The 16,966-nt window shown below is 50.0% G+C and carries 27 protein-coding genes; 15 read left to right on the top strand and 12 right to left on the bottom strand.

From position 1 onward, the window contains the following. Positions 1-48: 48 nt before the first annotated feature. Genes MM194_RS01445 through MM194_RS01420 form a run of 6 tightly spaced genes read right to left on the bottom strand, consistent with a single transcriptional unit; the run spans position 49 to position 2,849 of the window. On the bottom strand, positions 49-747 hold the full coding sequence (locus tag MM194_RS01445; RefSeq protein ID WP_033130134.1) for a TIGR02642 family protein: 699 nt from the start codon (positions 745-747) through the stop codon (positions 49-51). 21 nt (positions 748-768) lie between these two features. Continuing rightward, a complete protein-coding gene (locus MM194_RS01440) occupies positions 769-1,536 on the bottom strand; it encodes a phage antirepressor KilAC domain-containing protein (RefSeq protein ID WP_052100901.1) in 768 nt (255 codons plus the stop codon). 14 nt (positions 1,537-1,550) lie between these two features. Continuing rightward, on the bottom strand, positions 1,551-1,958 hold the full coding sequence (locus MM194_RS01435; protein WP_033130133.1) for a hypothetical protein: 408 nt from the start codon (positions 1,956-1,958) through the stop codon (positions 1,551-1,553). Then, entirely contained in the window at positions 1,955-2,272 is a 318-nt protein-coding gene (locus tag MM194_RS01430) for a Ref family recombination enhancement nuclease (RefSeq protein ID WP_241342402.1), read from the bottom strand. Before MM194_RS01430 ends, MM194_RS01435 begins: the two co-directional genes overlap by 4 nt. Next, positions 2,269-2,709: a recombination protein NinB gene (locus MM194_RS01425; RefSeq protein ID WP_241342401.1), complete on the bottom strand. Its 441-nt coding sequence runs from the start codon at positions 2,707-2,709 to the stop codon at positions 2,269-2,271. Before MM194_RS01425 ends, MM194_RS01430 begins: the two co-directional genes overlap by 4 nt. Then, a complete protein-coding gene (locus MM194_RS01420) occupies positions 2,706-2,849 on the bottom strand; it encodes a hypothetical protein (protein ID WP_241342400.1) in 144 nt (47 codons plus the stop codon). Before MM194_RS01420 ends, MM194_RS01425 begins: the two co-directional genes overlap by 4 nt. 340 nt (positions 2,850-3,189) lie before the next feature. On the opposite strand from MM194_RS01420, the gene MM194_RS01415 reads away from it, so the two are divergent. The 4 genes from MM194_RS01415 to MM194_RS01400 all read left to right on the top strand — a co-directional run bounded on the left by MM194_RS01415 (position 3,190) and on the right by MM194_RS01400 (position 6,874). Further along, positions 3,190-3,360: a hypothetical protein gene (locus tag MM194_RS01415; protein WP_241342399.1), complete on the top strand. Its 171-nt coding sequence runs from the start codon at positions 3,190-3,192 to the stop codon at positions 3,358-3,360. A 651-nt stretch (positions 3,361-4,011) separates the two neighbouring features. Next, positions 4,012-4,833 (top strand): toll/interleukin-1 receptor domain-containing protein, encoded by an 822-nt coding sequence (locus tag MM194_RS01410; RefSeq protein WP_241342398.1) that lies wholly within the window; start codon positions 4,012-4,014, stop codon positions 4,831-4,833. Between the two features lie 154 nt (positions 4,834-4,987). Further along, positions 4,988-5,962, top strand: a complete 975-nt coding sequence (locus MM194_RS01405; RefSeq protein ID WP_241342397.1) for an HNH endonuclease — start codon at positions 4,988-4,990, stop codon at positions 5,960-5,962. 279 nt (positions 5,963-6,241) lie between these two features. After that, positions 6,242-6,874: a hypothetical protein gene (locus tag MM194_RS01400; protein WP_241342396.1), complete on the top strand. Its 633-nt coding sequence runs from the start codon at positions 6,242-6,244 to the stop codon at positions 6,872-6,874. Between the two features lie 134 nt (positions 6,875-7,008). Here MM194_RS01400 and MM194_RS01395 read toward each other — a convergent pair whose 3' ends face one another. Next, positions 7,009-7,290 (bottom strand): hypothetical protein, encoded by a 282-nt coding sequence (locus MM194_RS01395; RefSeq protein WP_241342395.1) that lies wholly within the window; start codon positions 7,288-7,290, stop codon positions 7,009-7,011. 591 nt (positions 7,291-7,881) lie between these two features. On the opposite strand from MM194_RS01395, the gene MM194_RS01390 reads away from it, so the two are divergent. From MM194_RS01390 to MM194_RS01370, 5 genes are all read left to right on the top strand, one after another. Beyond that, a complete protein-coding gene (locus tag MM194_RS01390; protein ID WP_241342394.1) occupies positions 7,882-8,235 on the top strand; it encodes a hypothetical protein in 354 nt (117 codons plus the stop codon). Positions 8,236-8,328: 93 nt separating this feature from the next. Beyond that, positions 8,329-8,550: a hypothetical protein gene (locus MM194_RS01385; protein WP_084204646.1), complete on the top strand. Its 222-nt coding sequence runs from the start codon at positions 8,329-8,331 to the stop codon at positions 8,548-8,550. 21 nt (positions 8,551-8,571) lie between these two features. After that, positions 8,572-9,183, top strand: coding sequence for a hypothetical protein (locus MM194_RS01380; RefSeq protein ID WP_241342393.1), 612 nt, complete (start codon positions 8,572-8,574; stop codon positions 9,181-9,183). A 245-nt stretch (positions 9,184-9,428) separates the two neighbouring features. Continuing rightward, entirely contained in the window at positions 9,429-10,292 is an 864-nt protein-coding gene (locus MM194_RS01375) for a bacteriophage abortive infection AbiH family protein (RefSeq protein WP_241342392.1), read from the top strand. 408 nt (positions 10,293-10,700) lie between these two features. Continuing rightward, complete coding sequence (locus tag MM194_RS01370) at positions 10,701-11,396, top strand: hypothetical protein (protein WP_241342391.1); 696 nt, start codon at positions 10,701-10,703, stop codon at positions 11,394-11,396. A 134-nt stretch (positions 11,397-11,530) separates the two neighbouring features. On the opposite strand, the gene MM194_RS01365 is transcribed toward MM194_RS01370, so the two are convergent. The 5 genes from MM194_RS01365 to MM194_RS01345 all read right to left on the bottom strand — a co-directional run bounded on the left by MM194_RS01365 (position 11,531) and on the right by MM194_RS01345 (position 13,995). Next, positions 11,531-11,944 carry a hypothetical protein gene (locus tag MM194_RS01365; RefSeq protein ID WP_241342390.1) on the bottom strand — a complete coding sequence of 138 codons (414 nt, stop codon included), beginning with the start codon at positions 11,942-11,944 and terminating at the stop codon, positions 11,531-11,533. Positions 11,945-11,996: 52 nt separating this feature from the next. Beyond that, positions 11,997-12,758: a helix-turn-helix domain-containing protein gene (locus MM194_RS01360; protein ID WP_241342389.1), complete on the bottom strand. Its 762-nt coding sequence runs from the start codon at positions 12,756-12,758 to the stop codon at positions 11,997-11,999. Then, positions 12,755-13,000, bottom strand: a complete 246-nt coding sequence (locus MM194_RS01355) for a hypothetical protein (RefSeq protein WP_241342388.1) — start codon at positions 12,998-13,000, stop codon at positions 12,755-12,757. The genes MM194_RS01360 and MM194_RS01355 overlap by 4 nt, the downstream gene beginning before the upstream one ends. A 345-nt stretch (positions 13,001-13,345) precedes the next feature. Further along, positions 13,346-13,735: a hypothetical protein gene (locus MM194_RS01350; RefSeq protein WP_241342387.1), complete on the bottom strand. Its 390-nt coding sequence runs from the start codon at positions 13,733-13,735 to the stop codon at positions 13,346-13,348. Positions 13,736-13,776: 41 nt separating this feature from the next. Then, entirely contained in the window at positions 13,777-13,995 is a 219-nt protein-coding gene (locus MM194_RS01345) for a hypothetical protein (protein ID WP_135319753.1), read from the bottom strand. A 65-nt stretch (positions 13,996-14,060) separates the two neighbouring features. On the opposite strand from MM194_RS01345, the gene MM194_RS01340 reads away from it, so the two are divergent. The 6 genes from MM194_RS01340 to MM194_RS01315 all read left to right on the top strand — a co-directional run bounded on the left by MM194_RS01340 (position 14,061) and on the right by MM194_RS01315 (position 16,966). Then, on the top strand, positions 14,061-14,741 hold the full coding sequence (locus MM194_RS01340) for a helix-turn-helix domain-containing protein (protein WP_168756620.1): 681 nt from the start codon (positions 14,061-14,063) through the stop codon (positions 14,739-14,741). 202 nt (positions 14,742-14,943) lie between these two features. Next, positions 14,944-15,123 carry a hypothetical protein gene (locus MM194_RS01335; protein WP_241342386.1) on the top strand — a complete coding sequence of 60 codons (180 nt, stop codon included), beginning with the start codon at positions 14,944-14,946 and terminating at the stop codon, positions 15,121-15,123. 287 nt (positions 15,124-15,410) lie between these two features. Then, complete coding sequence (locus MM194_RS01330; protein WP_241342385.1) at positions 15,411-15,656, top strand: hypothetical protein; 246 nt, start codon at positions 15,411-15,413, stop codon at positions 15,654-15,656. A gap of 286 nt (positions 15,657-15,942) precedes the next feature. Then, on the top strand, positions 15,943-16,218 hold the full coding sequence (locus MM194_RS01325) for a helix-turn-helix transcriptional regulator (RefSeq protein ID WP_241342384.1): 276 nt from the start codon (positions 15,943-15,945) through the stop codon (positions 16,216-16,218). A 19-nt stretch (positions 16,219-16,237) separates the two neighbouring features. Then, positions 16,238-16,474 carry a hypothetical protein gene (locus MM194_RS01320; protein WP_241342383.1) on the top strand — a complete coding sequence of 79 codons (237 nt, stop codon included), beginning with the start codon at positions 16,238-16,240 and terminating at the stop codon, positions 16,472-16,474. A gap of 300 nt (positions 16,475-16,774) precedes the next feature. Further along, the gene (locus MM194_RS01315) at positions 16,775-16,966 is read left to right on the top strand and encodes a hypothetical protein (protein ID WP_241342382.1); all 192 of its coding nucleotides are present in this window, start codon (positions 16,775-16,777) and stop codon (positions 16,964-16,966) included.

Raw genomic sequence — 16,966 nt, 5'->3', positions numbered from 1 at the left:
CACTAAAATCTAGTATCCTCTAATGAATCCGGCAATGGGCATGAGCTCTTAAATGACCCGCATTTCATTCACCTGTTGGTCCATAGTTCGGGCCAGGTCTGACGCCTGATGAATCACCTCATCCACCGCACGATCCACTGACTGCCGCACCTGAACGCCAAACCGGCGTGATACCAGATCCGCATCTGGCACCACTCGCCCGCTGCCGTGGCACTTCGGGCAGTCGTCACCCTTGCGCGGGCGTAGCCCTGTCCCATTGCAGTGGGGGCAGCGGCCTGACTGCATCATCTCAGCCACACAGTGGTCACGGGCAAGGCCCAGGATCCAGTTCCGCTCATCCAGCAGGCGCTGGTACTCATGGTCATTGCCAGCACGGTGCACCCGCTTGGCTTTCTCCATCACCACGGCGGCCCGGCGGCGCTCCTTGTCATAGTGCGGGTGAGACAGCACCAGTCTATCCAACTGCTCTGGTAGCGGGCGGCGCAGCAGGATAGCCATGGCCATGCCCGCAACCTCGCTACTACCCAGGGTCTCGCAGAAATGAGCCAGCAACCCCTGAGTGGCGTCCATGTCCAACAGGTGATCGGCTATCAGATACTGATACCCCTGAGGATTGTTCTTGGCGGCCACTTGCAGGGCACCGAGAAACTCGTCACGCCCCAGATTACTGACGTTACTGGATGACGGCTCATGAAGCGCCCCCTTGGGTGAGAAAAGGCGCAGTGCCATTTCCAATGACTTACTCATAATCAGTCCTCCTCAGGATGGCTAGGCAGCGTGAGCTTGCAGGTGGCCGGCAGCAAGAAGCTTATGGATCAACCATTGCTGCCCTTTGCCGGTGATCGTGGGCGAGAAAGCGAGACGAGTTTCACCATGTGCATCGTATGGCGTCTCGATGACTTCGAAGTAACCCTGCTCGAGATACTGCTGGAAAGGCAGATTGTGACGGTTGCCGCCCTTCATCAAGATCCGCATCTCACGCAGGATGGCGAAAATTTTCTTGGGCCCAATCCCTACGGTTTTGGCGAAATTACCGAGAAGGACACCCTTGTCGGCACCAGCTACTCGATCGGCAAAGTCAGCCTTCGGAGCCTGGATGGCGATTTGTTCTTGGGCTCTCTGCAGCTCCATGGTTTTTCTGTCTATCACTGACTGCGCCACCATCAGCGCCTTGGCTATGATCAGCTCAGGCGTGTCTTGCTCCTGCCCAACGATATAGCCACCGTTCTTGCGAATGCTCGGGATAACCTCAACTGTAACCCAGCGCTTAAACACTCTAGCCTCAGGCTTGGTGCTGCTGAATATGGCTTGATAAAGACCAGACTCATTTATAAGAGATTGATTTACATAGTTTCCTCCAATTTGGAGTACCCTTTTCTCCTTGTCGTCTTCATCAATCAGCTTGTTCATGCTGTTGGTTTGGGCATATCCCAATACCGTCGCAATGTCGCTCGCAACGAACCAGGGTTCTCCTTGCTCATCGGTGACGATACGAATGTTGTGGCCTTCGAAGGCTTTGCAGGTCAGGTTGGTCATGGTTGGGTCCTTGGTTAGTTGTCAGTCTGTTCAAATGCTTTCAGCAGCCAGGCGCGCAGCTGGCTGGTCTTGATGTGTTCAGGGGTAACTTCCAGTACGGTCCACCCGAGCAGGGCGGCCTCGTTCATCTTGGCGCGGTCCTCTACGAACCCCCTCCCCCGGGTATGCCGGCCGCCGGAGTGGATCCCGCCATGGATCTCGAGTGCGATCATGCTGGCCGGCCAGGCAAAGTCGAATCGCCATTTGCGCTTGGGATGGAACAGCAGCTCAGTGACCGGGTCAGGGAAGCCAACAAGCTGGGCCAGCACCTTGTCGCGCAGGGTCGATACTTGCTGTGCCTTGCGCACCTGGTTGGCGGCGCTCTTGACCTTGGGGCTGTTACCCAGCAGCCGGGCCGCATCGAGGGCGGAAAGGTGGATCATGCCGCCCTCCCGATGGTGTTCTTGCGCAGTTCGGCGACCTCTCGGGTCACCTGGACAAGCAGGGTCTCCTCGCTGCCGTGCTCGGCCTGCCAGCTCTTGGGTGCGGCATGGAAGCCGGTGGGGTAACAGGCGCGGTGATGCCGCGGGCATAGAGGGAGCACCCGGGTGTGAGCGGCACGCTGCGCCATCCCGGCTCCGCTGCGCACGTGGTGGATTTCCGCAAGGCTCGACCCCAGGCCTGCATTGCGGCAAGCGACGCAGCCAAGAGACGAGACATCGTCCAACCACTGCTTATCAGCCTTGGTCTTGCTCATGCAGCCCTCCCGTAGGCGGCAACCCAGTCGAAGCCACGGCGGGATTCATCCCCGAACTTCACGCCTTGCTGGGCGCCGAAGGCCTGTGCCAACTCGATGAGGTCGCGCATCTCACGCACGGTCATCTTGGAGGTGGACTTGCCCAGCACGACGAAGCCGTTGCCGTTGAGATTCGGTACCACGTCCTGCTGGTAAAGGGCGGCACTGAGAACGTGCTTCCAGTCCTCTTTGGAGAGCTTGCGGCCGTGCCAGTTCACCTGTTCGGCGATGTCTGTGAGGCATGCCCAAAACATGGAGTTCTGGGCCAGAGACCGGGTCATCTCCTTGATCTCGATGACCAGAGGCTTGTCCTGGTCAACCGGCAGGCCAGCGACCAACTGGCAAGCACGGGACCGGATTTCAGGGCTGCGGAGGAAATACTTGGGATAGGCGTTCAAACTACATCCTCCCCTGCCAGTTTCTGGAACAGCTCGATCTGCTCGGGACTGAACTGAGGGGGGATAGATTTAATGCTGTGGATGCTGGCACCGCCGCGTAGGCGTGCTGCAGATAGATCTCGGGTATGTTGTTTGGTCATGGTCTGGGTCCTTTTGGTCATACACAGCCGGGTGGTCTAGGTCCGGCACTGACTATGGTACCCACTACCGATAATTTCTGTCACGCACCAGAAACAATCGATGAAGCTAAATTACTCACAGCCCCACATGTGCCAACGATTTACACCTATGTTTTATCAATACTAAAACGCCGTTATTATTAAGATTATCTTTATGAAATACAGGTTTAGCTCTAAACAAATGGAACCATTCGAGATATGATTTCCTTATGGCGCCCAAGCTTGATGTAAGGTTCATCTATTATTCCTCCTCGAGGCAGCTTGGATTACAACACATGTTTTACAGTAGAAGAGATAAATCATGAGTCAAAATGAAAGATATTACTTTGAACTGCTTGTAGACGTTCAGGCTCTACTAAGCACTTATTCACATGAGGATAGCCAGCTCAAAAAACAGTTGAAAAACCTGCTTAACCGAAAAGCCCCTGATGGTAACAAACCATTTATGCAGGAAAAACACTTTGTAGATTAGTTTTACCACCGACCAATTTTTAATATGAGTGCAGTGATTCAGTTCACTGCTTTCACAACAACTTAGATGTCATTACTTCAAACGAGAGGCAACACATATGAATGAGATAATACTAAACTTACAAAATCCTGCCTGGTGGTTTACAGGAATATTTTTCGTTGTGTTTTTTAAACTCCTTCCTTTACTGTCTGCCCCCCTTAAAGGTCGGACAAAATTGTTTTTCAGAGGCCTGCGGCTAAAACAAGCAAAATTTATAAGATCGAACAGACATAACTTGGCCGCTGTAAATTATCAATCAATAAAGTCTCAGTCATATTTTGTGGTATATATGCTTATCTGTGCACTTTATTTAATATGGTATGTGACAGGCCCACTAATACAGATAAAGAATGAGAGTTTTATTCTTTTTATAATTTGCTTAATACCTATGATAAGTTTTCAGATTATGTGGATGAATCAAAATGATAACGCAAAGCTTCTTGTGTCTGAATACAACAAAGTTCGCGTTAGAAACAAAACAACATACTAACCAAGAAGATATAATCTAACTATTAGCTAATGTACTTGAAATACTATGATGATGATGACTCTAGTCAGTTCTCCCTGGGCTTCTCATCACCACTTTTTATAACATTGAGAAAGAGGCTTAGCATGACTATTATTGAACATACATTTATCATTCGACTCGATTATGGAAATCGTGCTGAAGAACGTAAATTTGTAGGCAATGTACTAGACACTTTCGATAAAGATACTCTCTGCGGCGCAAATTTATTCATTAACAACGACCCATACGGGTTAGAGTTATTGCTTTCTCTAAACTTTGAAAAGAATGGGGATGAATTTGAAAGGTGGCTAAGAGAAAATCATCCATCAAAAAAACGTGAGTACAGACTTCTGTTTGAAGATATAACTGCAAGTATGCATAGAAGAGGTTATAGCGTTATGGGTCTCCTCAACAGTGACATGTTGGGCTTCTCAATGCCATCTGAGGCAAATGGAATATTCCTGTTCCCCGACAGAAATGTAATGAAATCAATCTGGGGCCGTCCAACAGCCCCCTCTTCATTCTCTGTTTTCCTATCTCACTCCAGTCGTGACAAACCCCTTGTGGATGTTGTGTTCAATGAATTACACAAGGCTGGGATAAGAGCTTGGTATGACCGCTACGAAATTGAGCCTGGTGATAGCATTACTGATAAAATCAACGAGGGGTTGGCTAGTAGTAAATTGGGACTTCTATTCTTTTCAAAAAACTTTCTAGACCCACGTTCAGGATGGCCAAAGGCAGAGGCAAATTACTTCTTCCAAAAGTTGATGAGAGAAGGAGTAAAGAATTTTGTAATTATAAATGCAGATTTGAGCGTTGATGAGCTTCCTCCACTACTACAAGACCGTCTTTTTATTGATATGAATAGCCCTTCTGCTTTATCAGACATTGTTGAGAGTGTTCGCAAACAGTCTCTTTCATAACCCTAGCAAGTCGCCTATCACCTGACACCGGTACCAGGCCGGTGTCTCTTCATCCTGTCCAGCGTTGGGTTGTATTAGGTCAACAACCCTCTGAATCGGCTGAGCTCACCCTCAACAAACGGAACCATTCGAGTTACCATGAGGCCCTCTATCCGTGGTCAGCAGTTTCGAGGGGATTTCAGTGGCATTCTGGTGGGTAAACCATAAGCAAACGTACAGTGCAGAAGTCGGTGGCGGCTACATCTGGTCGCCCATGACGAACCGCAACGGCTCGAAGAATCAGACCTATATCAACCTCACGTTGACCAAACCAGGGGACGTCGTTATCTCTTACGCCGGCGGGTTTATCAAGGCCATTGGCCTGGTTGCAGCACCTTGCAGTGAGAAGTCCAAGCCCTCTGAATTCGGCAGTGCCGGCGATTCCTGGTCCGATACTGGCTGGGAGGTTCCCATCGACTGGGAGCTGCTGGAGAAGCCTATCCGTCCGAAGGACCACCTGGGGTTGATAGCTCCCCTGCTCCCCTCGAAGAACTCACCATTGCAGCCCAACGGTAATGGGAACCAGAGTTGCTACCTTGCCGGCATCAGCGAAGCACTGGGCAATCTTGTGCTCTCACTGGCCAACCGCGTGAACCCCGACTTTACCGATGACATCGTGCAGCACCAGGCTGAACTGGAAGGCGATGCCATCGAAGCAGCCATCAAGGCCTCTACCCTGGAAGTCACAGAGAAGCTGCAGGTCATCAAAGCTCGCATAGGCCAGGGCCTCTTCCGCAGTAACCTCGAGGCGATTGAGCCTGCCTGCCGTGTCACCGGCGTCACCAACAAGGCCCTGCTGATTGCAGGTCATATCAAGCCCTGGGCACAGTGCAAGGAGAACGCCGATCGCTTGAATGGGAATAACGGCCTGCTGCTCTCCCCTCACATAGATAAACTGTTCGACCGTGGCTGGATCACCTTCACTGACTCCGGTGACCTGATTTGTGCCAAGCCCAGCATCGAGCAGGCCCTGCGGCAGTGGGGCGTTGAGCTGCCCCTAAACGTCGGCCCGTTCAATTCTAAGCAGGCCGCATTCCTCACGTACCACCGTGACGAGATTTTCAAGGCCGACCCCATAGCTGCTGCCTGACGCATCCTATCCTGAGCGGGCGCTTCTCTCCCGCTCTCCCTTCTACATCAACCCAAGCGAATATGTGATCATCTCCTTACTTGCCACCCGTTTCGCTCAACAAATGGTGTCGTTTGAGGTAAAAATGTATCTATACCCATGACAAGAGTTTGTCAGTGGATTTCTAGTTTTACTTAACTATCAGAGAGCTAACTAAACATTCATTAAAAGTTCACAAACCAAAACTTATAAATTAATAGTTACAAACCATCCATCAGCATCAAGCAAACCCGGAAAACTATGGAACCATTTGATTACAGAGAAATTATATTAAATAAACTAAAACATATAAAAAACAGCCTTGAGAAAAACGAAAAGGAAGATTCATCACACATTTTATTGGAAATAGAATTTATTAAAAATCTAGCCTTTGAGCTAGATGACTTTGAAGTGCTCGGTATGGCTTCAAAGTTAGAAATGCAATATAGCGAGGCTTTTAATTACTATGACGACTATTCTTTTCTCCAAGAAAGCCTACCTAGTTACACATATACACAACCAAGTAATAGACGTCTCTTTTATAAAACCATTGAAAATGTACTGTACCAATCTAATAATTATGAAATAGATATGTCTGTGTATCAAGAAGAAGTTGAAAGAAATAAGGGTATGCTAATCGACAGTGGGAACTATAATAATTTATCCATCTATACAAAGAATGAAACTGCGACCAGAAAAGTCCATGACAAAGTCAAAAAAGAGCTATCCTCCGTTAGGTGTGAAGATAATTCATACATTATTCCGTCAGAAGCTCAAATCATTGACACATTCAACAAAGCCAAAATGGAAATATATAGACTCGCAAATAAACATGTGGCAAATCAAATTGAATTAGCAGTTATGTCAAGTGAACCTAACTTAAACAAAACATAAAAAAAGGGAGAGTGGGCCACCTAGTCTGTTATAACAGGTGGCACCAACAGTAGAGGAAAAAGGCCCATATGTTGAAGTGGGCCTATAGGCCCAAAGCCTGGAGCCATAGGTACCAGGCTCCTTTTCTCACATACTTACGTAACTGAACCGGCTTCCGACCATCCAGAGCTGATCGTCGAATGGAGAGGCATCATAGGTGCCTCCTGAGGATCTCCGCCAGCGTTGATGATTGCCTCTTTGGTTGGCACACCCTCGGAACCGAGCAACTTGTGCAACCCCTCTAGCGAAACGAAGCTCTTAAACCCCCGGTCTTGTGCAGCCTGTTCAAGCAGTGCTTCATGACTTAGATTGACACCATTATTGACCCACTGCTTCGCCATTTCTTCACACAAACGACGATGTTCGCTCATATTCATACAGATTCTCCTTAGGTTGATTACATAGGCAAGCCAATGGCTTGTCGTAAGTTCAGGACAATCGATAGCCGCTTAAAAACTGCCCAAAATTTCTACAGCTGTCAAGTGACTCTCGTCCATAGCCACAGGCAGGCTGCCATGCCCCCCCCCTCTGCTTAGAGGCAACGTCTGCCCTCCCCCTACGGTAACCCCCTCCAATCTGTGATCCCCTCCTGATTCATCGCTCATTACACTCAACAACCGGAACCATATGAGTTACGATTCCTGCACGGTACCCAAGCTCCATGCAAGGCCTACCCATGACAAGGAACTGTCATCTGATCACAGGTCAAAAGCAGCAATCTGGGAGCTGTAACCCAGGGGCGGTAGCCTTGCCAGCGCTTGCCGCATCACTGTTGTTATACACAGTCGTAATGCTGGATCTAAGGTCAAGCAAACACGTTCAGCTTCAGAGACCAGTAGGTAATAGATTGATTTAAAATATAATTGTTGATGCCTTGTATCAGGGCGGATCGGAGTTAGATGGAAGGCACCACTAACGTGTTAGTACCGCCTTCTATCTAATCACTGTTAGCAGTTTAAGGAAATCATATGACGCGGTCTGAAAGAGCAAGCCAAATCTGGGCAGTATTGGCACTAGCGGCAAAAGGAAGGCAATCATTAACTTACGGAATCCTATCAAAGCTGGTTGGTGTTCCAGCCGCAGGCTTAGGCAAATTGCTTGAGCCAATACAGTCATACTGCCTAATTGAAAAACTTCCACCATTGACCATCCTGGTTGTCCAGCAAGAATCAGGTCTTCCTGGCTCAGGCTTTACTGGGGCCAAAGCAACAGAATTTGCGAAAGATCAAATGAGAGTTTTTTCATTTGATTGGGTTGAGCATGGAAATCCTCAGCCAGAAAAACTTGAACAAGCCGCGCAACAACAACCGTCCAATGGGTAAACCACTAAAAAGCGGTTCAGACAGTTCGCTTCGCTCACTGGGACGGGCTGAAGCCCGCCCCTTAACCAAACGTTATGTTTTACGGAGATAACTATGAGTATCGAACATAAAAATCTAATTGGTATAAGTGATGGCAACAACTTGGTCGCAACAGGAACCAAATGGGAGCAGAGGAAAGGCAGGGATACTGACATATACTACTATGACGAAGTTGATTCATCTGGTGAATTGGTAGCCAAATATGAGGTGAGAGAATCTATGTCAATATACCCACCATTTGGAACAACCAAGTCTTTTACAAAAGTAATTTTATAGGGTAATAGGATAATAATATAAATGACAAGAACTAATTTCATATGTGCCCTCATCGCAACTCTTGTTGTCTTGTCTCTGGTGGCTTTTTTTAAATCTGAAGACGGCTTTCTGGTTGGTAATTTATTGCCTGAAATGATGGGGGTCTGTGTTGAACTTTTGATAATAATATTTGTTTTCGATGTGTGGCAGAAAAATGAAGAGAAGCAAAAAAGTATAAAGATTGAACGACGGCTTCGTGAGTTTTTGATATTCTTCTTGAAACACAATTTCAGTGATTTTCCCCCATCATGTAATCCAGGTAATTTTTACGGAAAGGATCACACGCAAAACCAAAATGCCATTAAGAATTTAATTTCATACATTGAACAGAATAGCATTAATGAAGAAGTAGTTCTCAAGGTCCAAAAATATTGCGAAAATGAGAAAGAAATATTTAATAATTTAATTCCTGTGGCTTCGGATTTGACTAATGATCATTTTAAATCATGGGTTCGTATCTCATATTTTATGAATGCTATCGCTTCAAAGAATGAGAAAACAAGTCATGCGCTAGTTAATATATTACAAAACATTAAAAGATTCGATGACGAGTCATATGCCAGTAAATTGTATGTTGGAGCGGATGAGACATAACTATCGTAGTCAGCAGGAACGGCCGCTCCCGCTGAAACACCCGTACCTCAGCCTCCATCTCACGCACCCTCGTAGAAACCTCTCAGTTCTTCTATAGACGAAGCCTCACTGTAGAAGCCCTACTCACCAAGTTCCCAGCTTCATCTCTTGAAATCTGTGATCCCCTCCTGAATTAGCACTTAACTGACTCAACAATCAAAACCAATTAAGTTACGATCTTGGCATATTTGGGAGATACTAATGATATGAAAACACTCTATATAATTGGTAATGGATTTGATCTTTGGCATGGTTTGCCAACAAGTTACCGCCAATTTTATGAATTCGCAAAAGATACCCTGGATGAACTTGAAGAGCATTATTTATTTGACCCGAATGTTGATGTCCCTTGGTATGATTTTGAGAATGCATTAGGTACATTCGACTCGGATGGATTTTTTGATTTATATAACGAAATCGATGTGCAAGCCGAAGATTTCAGACCCAGCTTCGTGTATGGGTTAGAAGATGAACTCGCACAGGAAACAGAAAGACATGTTGCTATCATAAGGGATGCATTTATCGATTGGGTTCATCAAATTGATGAATCGCAAGCAACAAGAAAAATGCTATTCAATGACAATGCCATTTTTATAAATTTCAATTATACATCAACCCTCCAAGTTGTTTATGGCATTGAAGATAAAAATGTATTGCACATTCATGGCTGTGCAAAAAAACATCACGAACTAATTTTTGGACATGGTAAGGATATTGTTTCGATACCAGAAATTGATGAGAATGGGGATAGCAACCGCACCATGTTCTCAGATGCCGAGAGTGCTGCAGCACATCCTCTGCATGCATTTAAAAAACCCGTTGATGAAATATTAAATAAAAGAAATGATCATTTTGACTCACTTAATGATGTGGCTACAATTGTCGTAATTGGCCACTCATTAAATAAAATTGATTTACCATATTTTCGCCGTATTGTTGATAGTGCCAAGGGCGCTCTATGGAAAGTTAGCTATTATAGCAATGATGAGAAAGATAATCATATTAAAGCGCTTATGAGTTGTGGTGTAAGCCAAGAAAAAATAGAGTTGTATTCATACGAAGAGTTATAAATTTGTGGTACGGTTTCGACACCGATTCCAAATCGGTGTCTCACCTTCCCTTGTCAGCGGCCTCAATCACCTCCGCCTCCATCTCACAGACACTCACCGATACCTAGTACCTACGAGGTGGGGTTACTCTGGAAGCAGTGCTTCGGACTAGCACCTCAGCCGGCCGTGGTGCGAACTGCCGATCTCCGCATTCCCCAATCAGCAGAGCAGCCTCACTGCAGCTCATTGATACCAACGCCCCCCGCCCTTGCGTAGACCCAAGAGTCCCCGCCTCAAACCAACCAAACAGTGATCCCATCTTAATTTACCGCTTAATTGATTAACAACAAGCCTCATTTGGAGTATGGTTAGCGGTTGGCACCAATGCTGTTGGCTGAGGCACACAGCACACCGAGGAGAATGATAGTAATGAGTGGTTATGTTTGGACTCACTTTGGGGTTCTAGCGAAGGTAAGCGCAGACGACCGAATGGTCGCCATCACCAATGAAGCGGGCTCAACTCGCAAAATGAGCATTTTGAAATACAAGGAAAGTGCAGTGGCTATATGTCGTAGATGCTTCCTATTAATCGGTCACCCCATCGATATTCAGACAAGCCAAAATACTGCTGAATGGTGTACAGAAGAATGGTTCAGCGATATATGCCCAAGCTTATTTCGGGAAAAGATAGAGAATGCAGAGGGGTGCTATGGGCAGCTATTCTATAAAAAATGCAGGACGAAGGTCTTTAAGGTCTTCAAAAACAGAGAGCAAGACGGTATAACTCGAGACTTCATTGAATCAGTGTTTAGATCTGAGATTGCCGCTTATACGTCGGCAATAGGGAATAATGATATAGAAGGACTCTTACCAAAATTCTATGGTTCTGTAGATTTAACGGGGGCACTCCCTGAAGAAGAACAATACTACCCAGACTTTGCATTCGAAATTGACTATATACATGGTCACTTTGCAGGAATAGAAGACAGATGTATAAGTAGTGAATCATCTAAGGCTGTGATTGATAAATTTAAAGATGCAGGAATTGATGTTTCTGACAGCAATGTTACTTACTCACAAAATGGTGATATTATAAAAGTTGTCGACATAAAAATTCTTGCCTAATACATAATTTTAAATGAGCATCGGCCTTAGGCCGATGTCTCTCCCCTACCCTCTTGAACAACGCCTTGTGGCTTCCCCCCACATCGTCCCAGTCTACTGAACTCCGGGCTGTGCAGTGTCTCCTCCCTGAACCCTCATGTTTCTTCCCCAATCACAGTCACTCCTTGGCGCGCCTTCTCAGCCAGCACCTTCTGCAGTTCCTTGGCCACAGCGTCGGCCGGTACTGAATGCTTCCGCAGAAACACTCGCACCTCGGCCTCCATTTCACAGGCCCGAATAGACACCTGGCGGCCCACCAGGGTGGCTCGGGAAGCCGGGCTACGTTGCTGGATTGCAGCCCGCACCTCCGCCGGCCGCGGGGCGAACTGCCGATCTGCATCCTCACCTAGCTGCAGCACCGCCTCGCGGATCTGCTGCGCATTGAAGCCCCTGAGCAGGCTCCCCCAAGCCAACGCTACGCCGCGGGCATTGCTGTCTAGCTGGTTGGCACTGGCCGGCCAGATCCCGGCCATCAGCGGCAGCAACTCCTCAGCCAGAAATACCGACATGCGAGCACTGACCTGCAGAGTGTCCCCTAGGGCAGCCAAGGCGGTCGTCTCGCTAGAGCGGAGTGCTGTCGTCATAGTCTCCCCTCCCCGACTCTCTGAGTGCCTGAGCAGCTTGCTGGGCAGCCTGGATATTTGCCAAGGGCTTCCGCTGTGCCGCGGTTCGGAACGAGCTGGCCGCCCGGCGAATCCAATTACGCCAGGTCTTCTCCCAGTCCAGCTTGACGGCCTTGGCGCCGGGCAGCGCCTGCCAGTAATCGGCGAACGTCGCCGCCTCCAGCAGGATCCGCTCTCGAGGAAGCCCTGTCTCCTGGATAGCCCACCTCCCCCACTCTCCTGGGAGCCTCCAGTCATTTGGCAAGCGTGTACCTCGTCGTGACGTCCCACTGTCAGGGCGTTTTTCCCCCTTGGGGGATACAGGGGGGATCTTTGGATCAATGACTGGTTCTAAAGAGTTACTGATTCTATGTGCAGCTCCTGCACTAGGGGTCTGTGCATCTGCTGCACATACCATGTGAATCTCCTGCACATTTGGATGTGCGGCTCCTGCACCATCAAGTGTCAGGATATACACGTTAGATCGCTTACCTGCAGACCCAATCCGGGAGCTTTTTTGTAGTAACCCTGTCTCACAGAGCGCCTCAATATGGGTGATAACCGAACGCCTGGATATCTCACACTGATCGGCAATGTGTTGGTGAGAAGGCCAGCATTCGCCGGTATCACTGGCGTTATCCGCCAGCTTGATCAGTACGAGCTTCCGTAATGGGTTCCCTACCTTGATGCTCATGGCCTTGGCCATCAGTAGCATGCTCATGCCGCCACCTTCCCATTCTTCTTCTCTGCCCTCGCCTGCTGACGCTGCTTCTTCTGGATCAGCTTCGCCATGCGCTTGGCAACGCGCAGGCACTCCGAGAACACAGCTCCCTTACGGAAACCTGATGTTTTCTCGTAGTGGCTTACTGCCTCTTTGCAGGCCAGGTGGGTAGCTTCGTCAGAATATCCGTCGGCAAGCAGGAGCTGACGCACGTGGCGATCGATGAACTCTTTAGGATGCATGGGCCACCTCCTGCTCAAACAGTGAGGAATGGCGCAATAGGTCGGCCCCAGGGGCCTGGGTTAGCTTGGTCATTGTTGGGTCCTGTGGTGTTCTGCCCGGTGGTTAGGCGGGCAGGTTGTAGCTATGCGCTAATTTGATCCTCAGCGCGTTCGACTGTGCGGGTCTGCAGCTCGCGGGCCAGGCGCAGTGCCTGCCGATCGGTACCGGCAGCGTGCGCAGTCGGGATAAGTGCGGTATCCAACTCAAGCGCCAGTTCATGGATCACGGCCTTCAAGATGATGTTGTCGCGATCACTGACGTGTTGCGATGCCGGGCGTGGCGGCCTGGATTTCGTAGTCACTGTGTTACCTCCCGAGAATGAATTTGATGAGCTTTTGCAGGAGGCGCAGCGGGCGCTCCTCGTTGTAGGTGGCCTCGTCTTCCGGGCTGAACTGGAGCAGGCCGCGCTCGGGCAAGCCAGAGCCATCCAGGATCTCCTCGACGGTCACGGGCGGGTATCCCTGCTCGACAAGGCTCCGATTGGCCCGTTTGACGGCTCTCGCCAGGATTTGCGGCTCATGTTGAGATATGGCCTTAAGCAGGATCAGCAGCGAGGTACGGGCAAATGCGGTTTCAGTCATGTGCAGTTCTGCGCCCACTTCCTGCCACACCTGACGCTGGCCCGGGGTGCCGCGCACACGCAGCGGTGACAGCGTGTCGAGTTTTTCGTGATCGGGGAGCGATACTCTTCCCATGGCGTTGGTCCTCTGTGTTTGGTGGTAAAGCTGGCCGGTGGTCAGGCGGCCTGCTGGGTTGCGGTTTGTTCTGGTCGGTAATCCTCCCATCCCATATCGAGTGAATGCCCGCTATGGATAACAAAGCTGACAGCGTGGTTTGCAGGCACTATGCCCTTGTTGTGCTTCCTCCACTTAGAGAAGTTGCATCGGTCAATGCCGATAGCCTCACTGGCCTTGGCAGCATTGCCGAAATACTGTTCGACATCTTCTATGCGCATGGGTTGGTCCTCATCATGTGGTCTTTGAAGCGCCATTTTGTTGCCAAAAGGAAATTTAAGTCAAGATGATCAGTGCCCCTTTGACAATCACCACCGCGGTAGACTTGGTGCAAGAAAGCAACATTGGTGAAGTGATGAAGAATTTTGCTGAGCGCCTTGAGGCTCGAATGAAAGAGATGGGGGTGTCACCTGCCGATCTCAGTAGAAAGAGCGGGGTGAGCAAGGCCGTTATAAGTCGCATGCTCAATGAGCCCGGGCGTGAGATAAGGGCTAGCAGCCTGATGTCCATTGGCAAGGCGCTCCGGATAGACCCGGTGTGGCTGTTCTTGGGACGCTCAGCAGACAGCTTGATCAGTGACATTGAAGCCGGCCCTGGTCTTGTACCTGTATGGACTATGGCTGCCCTGCAAAGAGACCACATCAGCGACGCATGGCCGCACACCAATACAGGAAAATCACTTGCTACAGAACGTGAAGGCCACCTGTTTGCTCTCGAAGCTGATGATGATCAACTGAAGGATGCAGGCATAATCACTGGTGTCACCTGCCTTGTTGACCTCGGAGACACGACCCCAGATCACGGTGACATCATGCTGGTTAAGATCATTTCCAGTGACCAGTTCCGCCTTCTACGAGCCATCAAGGGCTTAGACTGCTGGAGGTATGGAGTTGATGACCCTAGAGTCGGGAGCCTCACAGCTAAAGAGTTGATCACGCTCGGCAAGGTAGTAGAAATCCGCAGATAACCACCTCCCCCCGCTATTCAATGAAGCCCGCCATGAGCGGGCTTTTTGTTGTCTTCTAGAAATTTTTCAGTTTCCTTTTGGAATCAACGTTGACATTCAGTTGTCTTTTGGCAACAATGGATTTGTTCCAGATTGGCAACTACTTGTGAGATGCGATTTCAGGAAGCAACCAAGACCGAAATCACTACCCAGAGGACCAACCATGAAAGTGAACGATCCAGTGCAGTACACCAACCCCCGGACCCGCGTCACCGTTCCGGCAGTGATCACCGATATCACTGACCTCGGCAAACGCCGCGGTGGCGGCCTGTTCTACACCGTCAAGACCGAGGCCGGTATAGAACACAAGGCCCGTGCAGCCTGCCTGCAAGCTGCAGCGTAACCAGATGCTCCCGCCGAGCGCGGGAGCACTCAACCGCATGAGCATTGAGTCAGTGCTCAACCGGTTGAGACGAATCATCGACCACCAGCGATAGGACCCAGCCCACGACCAGGGAGCGTTTGACCAGCGCGTAAGAACGACAAAGCCCGCACAAGGCGGGCTTCGAAGGACCGGGAACCACCCCAGTCATATTGCCAGGGGACCAACCCCAGCAATAAGGACCCAACCAAGCCAAAGCTAGGAAGGGAGTTAACGAGGACCAACCCGTCAACAGGAGCAAATGTACCATGACCAAGCGCATTTTTTCCAGAGCCGCGCATCGCGCCGACCAGATGATTGCAGCCATCGCCGACCGACTGAACGGCAACGCCGCCCGTCGTCGGGTCATCAAGCAACGCCTGCATCTGGCCATGATGGCCACCGAGCAGCACCACATCGTCGCCGCCCGTGCCGCCCAGAAGCGCACAGCTGGCATCACCAAGCACAGCGCCCTCCTCCACTGGCGCGCCGAGTTCCACCGCAACGCCGTCTGACCCGGGTCTGGCGCTTCCCTAATAGCGCCGTAGCCAAAGCCTCTTTCTCAAGCACCGCAAGGATGCTTTGGCTTCGCTCACGCCAAATTCGGCTGAGCACGCTCTTTAACAACCTGGATTGGGCAGTCACCGCTCGTAATCTGTTGGCCCGGCAGATCCCTGCTAACCCGTTCAATCCGGAATGTGGGGCTGGAAGGTGACGCGGTGCCGGCTTGCGAGCCGGTATCCGAAGGTGGCTCTGGTGTAGCCGTGGCCGCCTTCGGATAACCACCACAGGACCCAGACCATGAAAAAGCGTACCGACCAAAGCAACCTGACCATCCCCCCACTCAATGATGCATGCCGCAAACGCCTGCGCCAGTTGCGGGAGCGCCTCGGCCTCAGCCGGCCGAAGTTCGCCGACATGCTGGGCATCCCACCCACCACGCTCAAGAACTACGAGCTGAACTACCGGGAAATCAGCGGCGGCACCCTGCTGTTGATAGCGCAGCACCCCGAGCTTTCCGCCCACTTCGCTTGGCTGACCACCGGCCAGGGTGAAGGCCCCGTGACACAAAGCTAACCAGCAAGAGGAGCTCGTAATGCCAATTCAGACGGATAAAGACGAACCACTTCTGGTCTTCCAGCTCACAAGTCGTGACGGGAGAGTCATCAACATCTACAGCAATGGCTTCATCGATGGCGATGGGGCTGCGGAGTTCAACTTCGTCAGGAACTACTTCACCCCTCGATTCGATGCGATCAGAGGGTTACTCGCTCGAGTGCAGGGCAAAGGAATCCCCGATGACGAGCTTGAGCGAATTTTCGCTGGCTTTTGACGGCATCTCGCAAAGCTCAGCATTAAGCGCCAACGCTATCGGTTCAAACTCATCAGAAAGAAAGTAAGTCACCTGCTTATGGTCATCACTGAGAACCGAGAACACCTTGTGCCCAAAAGTGCCTTGACCAATTAACACACTGTCCCACTGAGTAATTTGCTTGTATTCGGCACTACTAGTGCTGTCCGTAACCACCTTAAACCACGCCATAACTCCCCCAGTAAATAAAGCGTCAAATGATTCCAAATTAACGTTTCTTGCTGCTGATTACCACCAGGACCCAGACCAAGGACCAAGACCATGAAGCTACTGACCGAAGCCCAGATGATGGGATTTCGCGGCTCAATGCCGCCCCGCGCCCAGCATCGCTACAGCGTGACCGTCGAACCCAGCGCCGCAGAGCGCCGGATTGCCCACCAACGCACCGCCGCTCGCCGCGCCATCGAGGAGTATCACGAAGCGCGCACCCTGCGTCGTGAAATGGAGATCTAG

Origin of the sequence: Aeromonas sp. MR16, assembly GCF_022549315.1 — a bacterium.
Taxonomy (GTDB): Bacteria; Pseudomonadota; Gammaproteobacteria; order Enterobacterales; family Aeromonadaceae; genus Aeromonas; species Aeromonas aquatica.
Note: the sequence above shows the minus strand (reverse complement) of the source record. Positions and strands in the feature narration are given on the sequence as shown.